The sequence below is a fragment of the Paeniglutamicibacter gangotriensis Lz1y genome, assembly GCF_000348945.1.
Lineage (GTDB): Bacteria > Actinomycetota > Actinomycetes > Actinomycetales > Micrococcaceae > Paeniglutamicibacter > Paeniglutamicibacter gangotriensis.
On the sequence record NZ_AOCK01000006.1, the window covers coordinates 196981 to 211054 of the forward strand.

11 protein-coding genes and 1 tRNA gene are annotated in these 14074 nt (G+C 63.6%); 6 read left to right on the forward strand and 6 right to left on the reverse strand.

Translation table 11 applies throughout. The annotated features are described in order from the left end of the window. Nucleotides 1-61: 61 nt before the first annotated feature. The 4 genes from def to ADIAG_RS11735 form a co-directional block, all read right to left on the reverse strand. The gene (gene def / locus ADIAG_RS11720; protein ID WP_007271593.1) at nucleotides 62-634 is read right to left on the reverse strand and encodes a peptide deformylase; all 573 of its coding nucleotides are present in this window, start codon (nucleotides 632-634) and stop codon (nucleotides 62-64) included. 150 nt (nucleotides 635-784) lie between these two features. Beyond that, nucleotides 785-860 (reverse strand) — tRNA-His (locus ADIAG_RS11725). Nucleotides 861-999: 139 nt separating this feature from the next. After that, nucleotides 1000-1617: an oligoribonuclease gene (gene orn / locus ADIAG_RS11730; protein ID WP_083874101.1), complete on the reverse strand. Its 618-nt coding sequence runs from the start codon at nucleotides 1615-1617 to the stop codon at nucleotides 1000-1002. 58 nt (nucleotides 1618-1675) lie between these two features. After that, nucleotides 1676-1882, reverse strand: a complete 207-nt coding sequence (locus ADIAG_RS11735) for a hypothetical protein (protein ID WP_007271595.1) — start codon at nucleotides 1880-1882, stop codon at nucleotides 1676-1678. A gap of 319 nt (nucleotides 1883-2201) precedes the next feature. On the opposite strand from ADIAG_RS11735, the gene mptB (ADIAG_RS11740) reads away from it, so the two are divergent. The 3 genes from mptB (ADIAG_RS11740) to ADIAG_RS11750 all read left to right on the forward strand — a co-directional run bounded on the left by mptB (ADIAG_RS11740) (nucleotide 2202) and on the right by ADIAG_RS11750 (nucleotide 6773). Further along, entirely contained in the window at nucleotides 2202-3752 is a 1551-nt protein-coding gene (gene mptB / locus ADIAG_RS11740) for a polyprenol phosphomannose-dependent alpha 1,6 mannosyltransferase MptB (RefSeq protein WP_007271596.1), read from the forward strand. Further along, on the forward strand, nucleotides 3749-5356 hold the full coding sequence (gene mptB / locus ADIAG_RS11745) for a polyprenol phosphomannose-dependent alpha 1,6 mannosyltransferase MptB (RefSeq protein ID WP_007271597.1): 1608 nt from the start codon (nucleotides 3749-3751) through the stop codon (nucleotides 5354-5356). Before mptB (ADIAG_RS11740) ends, mptB (ADIAG_RS11745) begins: the two co-directional genes overlap by 4 nt. Nucleotides 5357-5453: 97 nt before the next feature. Beyond that, nucleotides 5454-6773 carry a glycosyltransferase family 87 protein gene (locus ADIAG_RS11750; RefSeq protein ID WP_007271598.1) on the forward strand — a complete coding sequence of 440 codons (1320 nt, stop codon included), beginning with the start codon at nucleotides 5454-5456 and terminating at the stop codon, nucleotides 6771-6773. A gap of 361 nt (nucleotides 6774-7134) precedes the next feature. Here the strand turns inward: ADIAG_RS11750 and ADIAG_RS11755 are convergent, their stop codons facing one another. Together ADIAG_RS11755 and ADIAG_RS11760 are read right to left on the reverse strand one after the other, a co-directional pair. Then, nucleotides 7135-8601, reverse strand: a complete 1467-nt coding sequence (locus ADIAG_RS11755; protein ID WP_007271600.1) for a DUF2079 domain-containing protein — start codon at nucleotides 8599-8601, stop codon at nucleotides 7135-7137. Between the two features lie 69 nt (nucleotides 8602-8670). Further along, nucleotides 8671-9303, reverse strand: coding sequence for a uracil-DNA glycosylase family protein (locus ADIAG_RS11760; RefSeq protein ID WP_007271601.1), 633 nt, complete (start codon nucleotides 9301-9303; stop codon nucleotides 8671-8673). A gap of 552 nt (nucleotides 9304-9855) precedes the next feature. Between ADIAG_RS11760 and ADIAG_RS20280 the strand changes: the two genes are divergently transcribed. The 3 genes from ADIAG_RS20280 to ADIAG_RS11775 all read left to right on the forward strand — a co-directional run bounded on the left by ADIAG_RS20280 (nucleotide 9856) and on the right by ADIAG_RS11775 (nucleotide 13985). Beyond that, nucleotides 9856-10638 carry a DUF2637 domain-containing protein gene (locus ADIAG_RS20280; protein ID WP_007271602.1) on the forward strand — a complete coding sequence of 261 codons (783 nt, stop codon included), beginning with the start codon at nucleotides 9856-9858 and terminating at the stop codon, nucleotides 10636-10638. Nucleotides 10639-10911: 273 nt separating this feature from the next. Further along, nucleotides 10912-12195 carry a GTP pyrophosphokinase gene (locus ADIAG_RS11770; RefSeq protein ID WP_007271603.1) on the forward strand — a complete coding sequence of 428 codons (1284 nt, stop codon included), beginning with the start codon at nucleotides 10912-10914 and terminating at the stop codon, nucleotides 12193-12195. 188 nt (nucleotides 12196-12383) lie between these two features. Continuing rightward, entirely contained in the window at nucleotides 12384-13985 is a 1602-nt protein-coding gene (locus ADIAG_RS11775) for an ABC-F family ATP-binding cassette domain-containing protein (RefSeq protein WP_007271604.1), read from the forward strand. Nucleotides 13986-14074: the final 89 nt, after the last annotated feature.

The window sequence follows — 14074 nt, forward strand, 5'->3', positions numbered from 1 at the left end:
ACTGTGGGTGGTCGTCGCTGGCGCCAGCAAAAGAGGATGACGCCTGTAGGCTGCCAGGCGGTTAGTGCCCGAAGGGATCCTCGTCGGTGCCCGGCATCCAGGTGAGGCCCGGAACGCCCCATTCTAGGGACTTCTTGGCCTTTTTCCAGCGCTTGGCCCACTTCTCGGTGAGCTTGTCGACGTAAAGGTAGCCGTCCAGGTGATCGTATTCGTGTTGCATGACCCGGGCGAACCATCCGGTGGCTTCGAAGGAGATCGGGTTCCCGTCGCCGTCGAAGCCCTCCACGCGGGCGAATTCGGCGCGCTTGAGTGGGAAGTTCAGGGCCGGGGCGGAGAGGCAGCCCTCGAGCTCCTCGTCCGGGTCCGGAGTGGCCTGAGAGACCTTGGATAGGGTCAGGTGCGGGTTGACGATGACCCCGCGGGCCGGGACCTCATCCTCGTTCTCATACTGGTACGTGAAGATGCGCAGTCCGACCCCGACCTGCGGTGCCGCCAGGCCCACGGCGTTTGCCGCGTCCATGGTGTCGTACATGTCGGTGATGAGCTCACGGAGTTCGTCGGTGAACTCCGTGACTTCCTTCGCGCGCGTGTGCAGGACCGGTTCGCCGTAGATGGTAACTGGACGAATGCTCAAGACTTCTCCTGGTGCTCTCGGATGGAGGGGGGGATGCGGTGGTGGCTGCCAGCGGCAACCTGTGCTTCGGTGTTCGTTTTTCGCACCTGAAACCGAACTGCGGTGTGGAATAACAAAAGCCGCTCCGGAAAAGTTCCGGAGCGGCTTCATTGGGGTGAGTAACGGGGATTGAACCCGCGACCTTCTGGACCACAACCAGACGCTCTGCCAACTGAGCTATACCCACCAAGTTCGCCCTAAGGCTAGTTGTCCGTGGCTCGGAATCTCTTCCGTACCGCTGGGCAACGAGAACTATATTACACATACTTCGAGGTGGAACGCCAACTCGAAACAAGCCTTAGGGGCTGTGTTCTGCGACACAGGGCCTAATCAGCCGGTCTTTGAGCCACAATCTGGGCGGCGGAGGCCTTGGCCGAGGCGATGTCGGGACCCGGTGCCGGGACCATCAAGGTAGCGCGGTAGTACTTCAGCTCATCGATGGAATCGCGGATGTCGCCCAACGCCCGGTGGTTTCCGGTTTTGGCAGGGGCCTGGAAGAACACCCGGGGGTACCAGCGGCGGGCCAGTTCCTTGAGCGTGGAGACATCCAGGATCCGGTAATGCAGGTGGTCGACGACCTCGGGCATGTCACGGGCCAGGAAGTTCTTATCGGTGCCCACGGAGTTTCCGGCAAGCAACGCCTTGTTGGGTTCCGGGGCGAAGGAGCGGATGTAGTCCATGACGATCTTCTGCGCCGCGTCCATCTCCAGGCCGGCATCCAGCTCGGTGATCAGCCCGCTGGTGATGTGCATGTTGCGCACGAAGTCGCCCATTTGCTCCAGGGCGGCCGCGGGTGGCTTGATCACCACCTCGACTCCCTCACCCAGGATGTTCAGTTCTGCGTCCGTGACCAGGACCGCAACTTCGATCAATGCGTCGGATTCCAGGGACAGCCCCGTCATCTCGCAGTCGATCCAGACAATTTTTTCAGCTGATTTAGACACGAAGCCCAATTTACCCGATACGCGGGCCGCGCGGGCCCGATCCCCAGCCAGCGGTGCGCTACGGAGTGGGAGTATCCCCGGGGGTCGAGAGCAGCCACAGCGTCGCAAAGACGACCAGGCTGGTTCCGGCCAACGCCAGCGAGGCGATCAGGCTCATGCCTACCTGCGGGGACACGATGCCCAACAGCAGGGAAACGAAGATGCCCCAACCGAGCAACGAATGGTTGCGCGCCGGACGCCGGGTATTTTTTGAACGCCTACCCACAGGTGGTGCCTCGTTTCAGCATGAATTATTGGTCAAGTGCACCCAGCCTATGCAGGGTGCGGGCCCCTCGAGGGGCAGCCACGCCCGGGCACGGCCGACGTGTTCGCCAGCGGTGACGGTCGGGGGAGTGTGAGCTAGCGCGCATCCGGTGATGCCCTCCGGGGCATTGGCAGTGCGCGATGCTAGGATCGGACTTGATTTTTCGGCACAATTCACGTGCCCGCGTGTGCCCGCTCGGGGCACCTGCACCCGGCCTGTGGCAGTGACGCGCACGGCCGGATCCACCACGAGGGCACGACGAACCAGGAGCGGGGCGCAGATGAAGCACTTGCGGGCCACGCCCGACCCGCGGACGGTCACCGGTCGCGGACTGCATCTCTCGCCGCTGATCCAGGGCACCATCGGTTCGCTGATGATCATGCTCGGTTCCTACGCCATCGGCTGGCTGGCTTCGGTGTCCCCGTTGAACCGCTACCCCCTGCTGATCGCCATCCGCACCGACTACGCCGGGGTCATCGCCGGCACCGTGATACTGACGCTGGGCTGCTGGATCCTGTTCCGCGCCTGGCTGCGACTGGGCCAACAACTGGCCGGCTGGCCCGAAGGCTCGCTGCAGGTGGTGCGCAAGGCCGTCTGGGCCTGGAGCGCACCGATGCTGCTGGCGCTGCCGATCTTCTCCCGTGACGTCTTCGCCTACATCGGCCAGGGCAGGCTGGTAGCCGCCGGGCAGGACCCCTATGTCGATGGGATCTCCACGCTGAACAACTGGTTCCAGCTGGGCGCCGACATCACCTGGGCGGAAGACGAAACCCCGTACGGTCCGCTGTACCTCAACGTCGAATACTGGGTGAACCAGCTGGTGGGCTCCAGCCCCGATGCCTCGGTGCTGCTCTACCGCCTGGTCGCGTTCCTCGGGGTCATCCTGTGCCTGATCTACGTGCCGAAGATCGCCGCACTGCACAAGGTTTCCGGGGCGAAGGCCGCCTGGATCTCGGTGGCGAACCCGCTGTTCCTGATTTCCTTTGTGGCCTCCGCGCACAACGACTCCCTGATGGTGGGACTGGCCCTGGCCGGGACCTACTATGCGGCAACCCGCCGCGGGGTCCTGGGGGTAGTGCTGATTGCCGCCTCCATCGGCGTCAAGCCCATCACCATCGTGCTGTTGCCGTTCATCGGCCTGCTCTGGGCAGGTCCCAAGGCCAGCTGGGGCCGCAAGATCCGCTACTGGGTGTACACCGTGGTGTTGGTCGCGGTAATCATGGCAATCATCGGTTGGGCCAACGGCTATGGCTTCGGTTGGCTCAAGGTCATGCTGGGTACCGGGACCGGGGCGGTGACCTTCGCACCGCTGGGGGCCATCAACATGGTGCTCTCCGGGGCGCTGGCGACCATCGGATTGCCTGCCGACTGGCTGCTGCCGATCCTCAAACTCATCGGTCGGCTGGCCTCGGTGGGGCTGGTGCTGCTGCTGATCTTCAAGGGCAAGTCCACGCATTTGGTTCAGCGCATGGCCCTGGCCTTCTCCGCACTGGTGGTGCTCTCGCCGATCATCCAGCCCTGGTACATCCTGTGGCTGTTGCCCTTCTTCGCCGTCACCGGCATCCGCGATGACTGGCAGCTGCTCTGGGTGTACTTCACCACCGCCTTCTTCATCGCCTTCGGCGCGGCAGACCAGATCTTCATCTGGCAGTTCCTCTCCGACCTCGACCCCTGGGTCAAACACCTGTCCACCGGCATTTCCTGGGTGATGATGGCCTACCTGGCCTTCTTAGACCCGCGCACCAAACCGCTCTTTGCCGCGACGCTACCTGCGGCGCTGCGCCGCAGCCGGACCGCCGCGCCCCGCGATCCCGGAGTGACGAAGCAGTGAACCAGCCCGGCCCCGAGTCGCACCAGCCCAGCACCCGGCCGCGGCGCTTCGTCTCCACCACGCGTGCGCTGGAAGCCCTGCGGGTCCGCGGTGCCAGACTGCCGCTGCTGCGACGGCTCACCGGCGGCGGGGACGATGACCCGCAGATCGCCATCTTCCAGGGCCTGCTGGCCTCGCTGATGGTCATGGTCGCATCCTGGGGCGTGGGCTGGATCCCCTCCTCGCAAGAGTCCTTGCTGGCCCGGGCCAAGTTCCTGCTGCCGCTGCGTGTCGAATCGCTCGGGGTGGTGCTTTGCACCCTGCTCTTGGCCCTGGGCTCGATGCTGCTCTTCCGCGCCTGGCTGCGGCTGCGTCAACGCGCCCAGCACTCCGAGGCCAACCCCGTGGCGATCATCACCAAGGCCATCTGGGCCTGGTCCATCCCACTGCTCTTCTCCTTCCCGATCCTCTCCAAGGATGTCTACTCCTACCTGGGCCAGGGCCGGCTGATGCATGCCGGGCTCTCGCCCTACACCGACTGGGTCTCCCAACTGCCGGGCTGGTTCGCACAGGGCTCGGACTCCCTCTGGGCCGAATCCACCTCGCCCTACGGGCCACTGTTTTTGATGTATGCACGGTTCGTCTACTTCGTCTCCGGGGCGGTCCCCGAATACGGGGTCATGCTGATGCGCCTGGTGGCCGTTGCCGGGGTCGGACTGTGCGCCTGGGCCGTGGTGGCCCTGGCCCGGCTCAGCGGCAGGGATGCCGCCTGGCCGCTGTGGATCTCGGTGGCCAACCCGCTGTTCTTGCTGAACATGGTCGGCGGAGTGCACAACGACGGGCTGATGATCGGCGGGGTGCTGCTCGGTTTTGTGCTGGTGGCCCGCAAGCGCCACCTGGCCGGCGTCCTTGCGGTGGCTGCTGCCATCGCCATCAAGCCCATCGTGGTGCTGGTGCTGCCCTTCTTGGGCCTGGCCATGGTGTCCCGCGACGCCTCACTGCAGGCCAAGATCCGCGCCTGGGTCTTCACCGGCGCCGTGGCGGGGAGCGTACTGGCGTTGCTGGGCGCGGCCTCGGGCCTCTGGTTTGGTTGGGTCTCTGCGATGGCAGGCGCGGGCTCCGCGGCCTTCCCCTACGCCCCGGTGGGGTTGCTGGGGATGCTACTGGGGTGGCTCGGCTCGCTTCTCGGAGGGGATCTGGAGCTGATTTCCTCCATCGTGTTCTCCGTCTTCCGCGTCGCCTCCTTGGTGCTCGTCTTCCTGTTGGCCATCCGCCGGCCCGCCGGCCCGCCACTGCTGTACGCCGGCTACGCGCTGGGCGCCGCCGTCGTGCTGGCCCCGATCATCCAGCCCTGGTACCTGTTGTGGCTGATCCCGTTCTTCGCCCTGTCCAAGCGCTACCCGATCAACTGGGAACGCGCACTGTATGTGCTGTGCCTGCTGGTGCTGCTCTCCGGGGTGGTGGACCAGCTGTCCATCGGCCAGTGGTTCTCGCTGTTGTGGGTGCGGATCTTCGCCGCGGTGATCGGGCTGGCGTATATGGCCTACCTGGTGTTCATCGACCCGAAAACGGCCTCAATCTTCGGTGCCGACAGACGGCGACCCCGCACCGGACCCAAGGCATGAGCGCCACCGACGCCGAGGCGCACCGAGCCTGGTGTCCGGCACGTCTTCCCAGAATTTTTCCGCACCAACGACGTAGAAACGAGGCATCCGGATCGTGATGCAACCGGTCAAGAACCTGTTCAACGCCCGCGAGGCAACCCGCCCGGTGATTATCGGGCTGCTGGTGCTCACCGCGATTGGTGCGTGCCTTGCCGTGCTGACCAAGCAATGGTGCCGGATCAACGGCTGGCCCGACGCCGAACAGCACCTGCACCTGTGCTATTCGGACTTCTCCCAGCTCTTCGGCACCCGCGGGATGGCGGACAAGCTCTTCCCGTACTTCACCGGGCTCCCGGCCGAACAGGCACTGGAATACCCGGTGCTGCTGGCCATCATGGCCGGGGTCACTGCCCTGCTGATCCCGGGTACCGGCTTTTCCTTCGAGCGGCAGCTGGCCTACTTCGATGTGAACTCGGCCGTGTCCTTCATCTGCTGGGCCGTGGTGGTCGTGGCAGTGGCCTACGCCGCGAAGCACCGCAGCCGTGATGCGATCATGGTGGCGCTGGCCCCGGGCATCATCTTGACCAGTCAGTTGAACTGGGATCTCTTGGCGGTGATGCTGGCGATGACCGGCCTGCTGGCCTTCTCGCGCAAACACATCGTGCTTGCCGGGGTGCTGCTGGGATTGGGCGCCGCGGCCAAGCTCTACCCGTTCTTCCTCTTCGGGGCGATCCTGGTGCTCTGCCTTCGCACCGGTCGGATGCGCCATTTCTGGGTTTCGCTGGCCTCCGGGGTGGTCGCCTGGCTGGCGGTCAATGTGCCGTTCATGATCACCGCGTTCGATGAATGGAGCAGGTTCTACACCTTCTCCGGGGACCGCCCGGCAGGCAACTCCTCGATGTGGTTGGCGTTCGTGTGGACCGGGATGGATGGTTCGACGATGTCGTTGATCTCCAACGGGCTCTTTGGTGTGGCCTGCCTGGGCATCGCCTGGCTGGGGCTCACCGCGGTCCGACGCCCGCGCATGGCCCAGCTCGCGTTCCTGATCGTTGCCGCATTCCTGCTCTTCGGCAAGGTGTATTCGCCGCAGTTCGTGATGTGGCTGATCCCGCTCTACGTCCTGGCACGGCCCAAGTGGCGCGAATTCCTGGTGTGGCAGGGGATCGAGATGTTCCACTGGGTGTTTGTGTGGCTCTGGAGCGCCAAGTGGGTCAGTGAGCTCAAATACTTTGGGGACAGCTGGACCATCGAAATCTTCTACGGGCTGGGCATCGTGGCGCACATGGCGATGCTGGTGTACATCTGCATGAAGATCATCGGAGATATCCGCAACCCTGAGCACGATCTGGTGCGTGCCGAGGGCGTGGATGACCCCTTGGCCGGGCCCCTGGAAGGTCTGGGGGACTCCTTCGTGCTGGGATCCAAGACTCGGGCCTAACTACGCACGCTAAGGTCCACAGCACAACGCAGGCCGTCCGGCAGCCGCAAGGGAATTTCCTTGTAGCTGCCGGACGGCTTTTGCGTTTCTGCTGGCGCCCGAGGCCCAGGCCAACGTGCTGGCAGTCGGCAAAGGGTAGCGAGCAACTCATGATGCAGGACTTTGAAGCGGCTGGCACCCGGCACCAATGGATCAATGTCGCTGCATCGATGCGTCCAAGGAGTTCGGATGCGCCGTCAGCCTGCGAGCAGGGAAGTGCCCGGGGAGGGCCACAAGTGCCTCGAGAGTCAGGAACGTTGCTTCATCGACGCCGGGGCTGGCATCCAGCTGTCCAAGGCTCGAGGCATCGAGGTGTGGGCGGTTAGCGCTTGAGGTAGCTAGAGCAGATCGGATCCACGGGGATGTCACGATGCAGCACCAAGATCCCGGTGTCGATGGGTGCGACCTCGGTGAAGCCCAGGGCGTGGGCACGCTCCAGGGCCTGGGGCGGGTTCAATGGATCCCAGCCACCGAGTTCTTGTTCGTTGAAGTCGATGATCATCCAGCTGGAAAGCTCGGTTCCGATGTCGCCCATCATGCCCACGTAGGTGCGCGTGCTCAGGTGCGGCACCAAAGTATCGGCAGCCTCCACACAGACATTGTCGGGGATCATCGCCACGGCCCGTTCCTTGGCGGCGACCAGCGTACCCGGCGTCCAATTGGCTCCGGTGAGGGTGCGTCCCAGAGGGAACACCGAGTGGAAGAACAGGGTGCCGACCAAGGCGAAGGCCAGGAGCCAGGCCGGGCCGATGATGCGGATTTTTTTCCAGCCGTAGCGTGCCATGAGCTTGCCCAACACGTGCACGGCGGAGAGGATCAGGATTGGGGCCATGATCGCGTCATACTGGTAGACCGGCGCCCAGGTGTTCAGGCGGTCATTGAACAGCCGGGACAGCAGCATCGGTGCGCCCAGAATGACGTACGGGGATAGCAAGGGGAGCAGTGCCAGCGGCAGGAAGCTGAGCAGCCACAGGGCCACCTTGAGCTGGTGGTCGAACAGAATCGCGAGCGATTTGAACGGGTGGGTCAGCAGGAACACGATCGCGGACCCGGCGCTGGCCCCCAAGGCGGTGTACTGCCAGTAGGTGAATTCCCCGGCCGGGGAGAACATCGGGATCAGATAGCTGGTGACCACCGCGTAGCCGACCAGGCCCAGCACCGCCAGTGCCGCGGCCTTGAACCACTGTTTGTGGAAGAGCATGACGATGCCCACCGCCACAATGGTGATGCCCATATCCTCGCGGATTAGCAGCAGCGAAGCCGAGAGCCCCGACGCCAGCCAGTAACGCTTGCGGTCAAAGGCCCAAATGATCCACGCCATGATCGGTACGCCGAAGGCGACCTCGTGGAATTCCCAGTTCACGATGGCCTGGAACGGCCACCACAGCAGCATGGCGCACGCGGTCAGCAGTGCCCCGAGGTGCCCGAAGCGTCTCCGGGTGAACAAATAAACGGGGATCGCGGAAGAAATCAGCAGCAGACTCAGGACAATGCCCAGCATCCGCGGGTCGTCCCAGATCCAGTAGAACGGTGCCAACAGCACCAGGATCGGGTGGAAGTGATCACCAAGCAGGTTGAAGTCCACGCCCTTGATCGGCACGATCGGTGCCTTGAACAGCGCGTACTGGCGGGCGGCCTGGTCGAAGATACCCAAGTCGTAGCCGCGCGACTCGAAGTTGGCGAAGCGCAGGAAGGAGTGGGCAACGTACAACACCCCCGCCACGGCCATCGCCGCTCCCAAATGCAGTTTCTGGGCGCGGCTGACGGTGGCAGGGGTGTGTTGTGGCATGGGAACGAGTTTATCCGTAGCGTCGGGACGCACGCTGGAGCAGTTCCCGCGCGGTGTGTTTAGGCGGTTCTACTTGACCAGGGCCAGGCCGGTGCGGGCCATGGCGTCGGAGTAGGCCGCGTAAATTTCTTCCAGGTGATTCTGCTGCCGCTCAGGGGACCCGGCAAACGCGCGGCCATCAAGGGACTTGACCTTGTAGGTCTTGAAACCGCGGCGCCACAGCAGTGGGTTCTGCGTTTTGACCAGCTGTTCGGAGAGACGGTGAGCCTCGGTGCCATGGGCAATCAGCACCGAAGCGCGCGGCACGACCTTGAGCATGCGCAGCAGCGGCTTGAGTCCGGAAGTGATCTGCGGCGGGGTGAACTTGCCGTTGGCCTCGCCCGGGGTGTGCCACGGGTGAACGTTCCAGGGCAGAAGGAACTCGGGGCGCAGGCCCAGCTGCCACTGCATGCCCAGCATCCGTGTGGCTGCTTCCTCGGATCCGGCGTCGATCAAACCGTTCTCGTTGGCCACGCCAATGTTTGAAAACAGCGAGATGATGCGTACTTCCTCGACATTGTGCATCGGATCAACATAGGAGACCGAGGTCTCGGGTCGAAGCGCCCGGGTCTCGTCCAGAAGACGGTTAACGGGTTCGATCTGCTCCTCGTATCGGCGTTCCATGAGGGAGGTTTCGACGTGGTCCGGGGCAATTGCTGTCATGAAGGTGAGCTTCTCCTGCTGGTGGTACGGGTGGCACGGGACATGGGACCGGATGCGAGCCGAGGGTGGCCGCGCACGGTCTATTACGTGTCGATGCTGCTTGAGTGGGGGTGGCATGGGATCAAAATGGTTTCGGTGGCTGGCGTGCCTCTCGATGAACACAGGGTTGACCCACCGTTAACAATAGCCGCTCGGGGTCCTTTTGGGCAGGTCGGGGGGATCCTCGGCGCGGGTGATCATTGGCACAGGCCACCCCCGATGAGTACTAATCGATGGGCTTAACCATCAAATGCCGATCCTGGCAGACCGCGTATGGGCCAACGCCTCACGCGGGGCCGATTGGGCCCTGCCAACCGGCCACCGAGGAACTGACCGGCCGGCCGCCGGGGTGTGTTCGGGACAGAAAAACGTCATGCGATGGTCCGCGGCCGCGGGTGCAGCGCATAGGATTGACAACGGCCCGCCATGGGGGACCCGTTGCCTTGGCGCGGATCGGCCGGCCACTCGCGACGTGAACACCCGACCCACGAATGATTGAGGCATCGAAGCCAGATGAATGAAAAGATCCCGAACGAACCGCACAAGGCAGTTCTGCGCACCGCTGTAGCGGCGACCATACTGATCGCTGTCGGCGCGTTTATGCTGTCCTTCGCCGCCCTGACCGACCTGGCGCAGCGCTCGGGCATCGATGCGAATCTCGCATGGATCTGGCCGATCATCATTGACGGCATGATCGTGGCAGCCACCGTGGCGATCGTGGCGCTCAACGGCTTCCCGCGTAAAGCCATGGTCTACCCGTGGTCGCTGTTGTTCTTCGGTGCCATTGTCTCCACCGCTGCGAACTCCACCCACGCGATCCTCACCGTGGATTCAATCTCCAACGGTGTCCCTCCGGTGGTCTCGGCCCTCGTCGCGGCCATGCCGCCGGTGGTCCTGTTGGCCATCACCCACCTGACGGTTCACATGTACCAGAAGAAGGCCGAAGCGGCCGAGCTGCGTGCGGCCATCGAGTACGACGAGGAAGCCATCGAGTCCGAGAAGTACGGGGTCGCCTATGACGACGGTTTCCAGGCCGCGATGAGTGATGCCCAGGCGGCCGAAGCCGAACGTCTTGAAGCGGCCAAGGAACAGCTGATCGAAGCGACCTCGCGTGCTCGCGCAGAGGGTCATGCAGCAGCCAACAAGGGCGCCTCAAGCAACACCAAGGCTCAGAATGTCCGGCCGGCGGCCTCCAACGGCGCCAAGCCCGCCTCTGCGCCCAAGGTCCAGGCCATGTCGGGTGCCGCCTCGCCGTTGTATGACGAGGTAGCTCAGTCGATCGATACGCAGAACTAAGACTTTTCTGCCGAGAGCCGCGGTGCTGAGCCTCTCAGAGGCGGGAACCGACCGCTGAGAAGATCCGCATCCGGAGGCCACCACGGCAGGACATCGTCCACCTGGTCTGGCTTTTGGTGCGGATCTTTTTTGCTGCAGCAACCAACTCAGATTCCCGGCCGAAGGCCGAGATCGGGTTCCGTTTATTCGGAGTCGTGGCAACGGGCGCCACACCCGGTATTGATAGGCTAAACACTGAGCACCCCGACCAGCCGTTTTTTGTAGGAGGCACGTGTGGGCAAACCCTGGGAAGTTTTAGACGAATCATTGCGCGATGAAGTCGGCGCGAGCGTCGAGCGTTATGCCGCTGCACGGCCGATGCTTGAGCGCGTCGCCGATTCCATGCGCAGCCGCATCGAGTCGCTGTTCGACGAAACAGAGAACAATCCGCTTTTCATCGTCGGTCGGGTCAAGACCGTCGAGTCTTTCCGCGACAAAGCCTCGCGAATGCTGGTGGGCGACGTGGGGGAGACCCCTGCGCTGGAATTCCCCAATCCCTTGCGTGAAATCCATGACCTGGTGGGTGTGCGGGTGATCGTGAAGCTTCCACACGAAATCCGTGAAGCCGCGAACCTGATCAAGCGGCGCCGTTCGGACTTCGATTGCCGTTCGGACCGAGAGAAGGACATCGGTTCGGTGGAATCGGGAACCTACGGGTACTCCTCGCGCCACCTGATTCTCAAGACCCGCGGCGAAGAGGTCGTGCGCGACTTCCAGGCAAAGCTGGACGGGGACGTGAAGATCACCGGGAACTTCGTTTTCGAGGTGCAGATCCGCACCATTCTCTCCCACGCCTGGAGCGAGATCGAACACGACATCCGCTTCAAGAACGCCGAGCCACGGGCCTGGAGCCCGCATATCGACAGGCAGTTCACCGCCACCGCCGCGATGCTCGAAGCAGTGGAGGACCAGTTCTCCGAATTGCACGAACGTTTCCAGACCGTCACCGGATTCTGGGATGCCGAGGGCGAGGGCGCGGAGGAGTTGAGCGCCGAACGCATCCAGTTCATTTGGCAGACACTGCTGCCGCACGTCGATCGGAAATCCGACGATGATTGGGGCTGGGCCGCGGAACTGCTCGCCGCCCATGGTCTCTCCCGGACGAGGGAATTTGCGAAACTGCTTGAGCCCAGCGTGATCACCTCGGTCCGTGCGGCTCTTGACCACCGCTATTCCCCGGGCCCGGACCGTCTGTTGGATGACGTGCTGCTGTGGCATTTCGGCAAGGCGCACATCAAGGCCACCAGTGGCGGAGATGCGCATCGTGCCGATTCGCTGCGTCGACGCTTGGTGCAAATGGACGCCTACCGTGTCAAGCAAGCCGAACCCGTGCCGGTCGCCCCATCCATAGCTGCCCCGGCAACTGCACCCATGGACACAGAGGGCGAGGCAGTCTCGAAGCAGCAAGCAGCATCGAACGCCAAGTCCGATGCCAAGGGCGCGGCCAAGGTTTCTCCGAAGTCCAATGGAACCAAGGCCGAGACCCCGCAAGCCAAGGCATCCGGCACCAAGGCCTGAGAAGTACTTCGGCACGGCAGCGTCAGGTGCCATCCCGGCCCACGTCCGAACCTGTTTTGCAGGATCACGGAGGATAAAAGTGGGTCGGGTAGTGAGATTGAACGCATCATCATGCGTTTGTCACCTCGACCCGCGTAGACTGGGTAGGTTGCCCAGCTGGGCCATACAACTTTACCGAAAGGGTCACCGTGATTTCCGTTGCCGATTTGGAGCTGCGCGCCGGCGCACGCCTTCTTATGGAGGGCGTCTCGTTCCGCATCGACAAAGGCGACAAGATCGGCCTAGTCGGGCGAAACGGTGCAGGTAAGACCACCATGACGCGCGTTCTGGCCGGCGAATCGCTACCGGCCGGTGGCACCGTGAACACGACTGGAACCATCGGCTACCTGCCGCAGGATCCGCGTACCCCCAACATGGAACAGCTGGCCCGAGACCGCATCCTTTCGGCCCGTGGCCTGGATGTCATCGTCGGCAAGCTCAAGAAGTGCCAGGACGACATGGCGTCGGAGGACGAAGCTGTCGCGGCCAAGGCCATGCGCCAGTACGATCGCATCGAGGCCGAGTTCATCGCCGGTGGCGGTTACGCCGCCGAGTCCGAGGCCGCAGCGATCTCCAATAACTTGGCGTTGCCCGAGCGCCTGCTCAATCAGGCGCTTTCCACCCTTTCCGGTGGCCAGCGCCGCCGTGTCGAACTCGCTCGTATTCTGTACGCCGACGCCGAGACGCTGCTGCTTGATGAGCCGACTAACCACCTTGACGCCGACTCGGTGACCTGGCTGCGCGGATTCCTGGCTAACCACCAGGGCGGGCTGATGGTTATCTCGCACGATACCGCTCTGCTTGAGGCCACCGTGAACAAGGTCATCCACCTGGATGCCAACCGCGCCACCATGGATGTGTACAACCTCGGCTGGAAGCGTTACCTGCAGCAGCGCGAAACCGACGAGCGGGCCCGCAAGCGCGAGCGCGCCAATACCGAGAAGAAGGCCGGCACCTTGCTGGCACAGGCCAACAAGATGAAGGCCCGCGCCTCGGGCGCCTCCGCGGCCCAGTCGATGCTCAAGCGCGTGGACCGGCTGATGGGCGGGCTGGAAGAAGCACGCGCCGTCGATCGCGTCGCCAACCTGCGCTTCCCGGATCCTGCACCCTGTGGCAAGACCCCGCTGATGGCCAAGGGGCTTTCGAAGTCCTACGGTTCGCTGGAAATCTTCACCGATGTGTCCTTGGCCATCGACCGCGGCTCCAAGGTCGTGATTCTGGGCCTGAACGGTGCGGGCAAGACCACGCTGCTGCGCATGCTCGCGGGGGTCTCGGATCCGGACACCGGCGATTTGGTCCCGGGTTTCGGCCTGAAGATCGGCTACTTCGCCCAGGAACACGACACCCTGGATGTGGATCGTTCGGTGCTCGAAAACATGCGTTCCGCTGCCCCGAGCCACATGGGGGACGCGGAGGTCCGCGGCATCCTCGGATCCTTCATGTTCTCCGGTGACGACGTGTCCAAGCCTGCCGGTGTGCTCTCCGGTGGCGAGAAGACCCGCCTGGCCCTGGCCACCATCGTGGCCTCCAGCGCGAATGTGCTGCTGCTCGATGAGCCCACTAACAACCTGGACCCGGCTTCACGCGCCGAGATCCTGGCCGCGCTGTCCAATTTCCCGGGCGCCGTAGTCATGGTCTCGCACGATGAGGGTGCGGTGGCCGCGTTGAATCCCGACCGGGTGGTGCTGCTTCCCGACGGTGACGAAGACCTCTGGAACGATTCCTACCTGGAATTGGTCACGCTGGCCTAAGTTCGGATCTGGCCCGCCTTCCCGCTCACTGCCCCACGGCAGAGCGGGAAGGCGGGCCTTTTTGTGCCCGGGCAGGCTTAGCGGAGGCA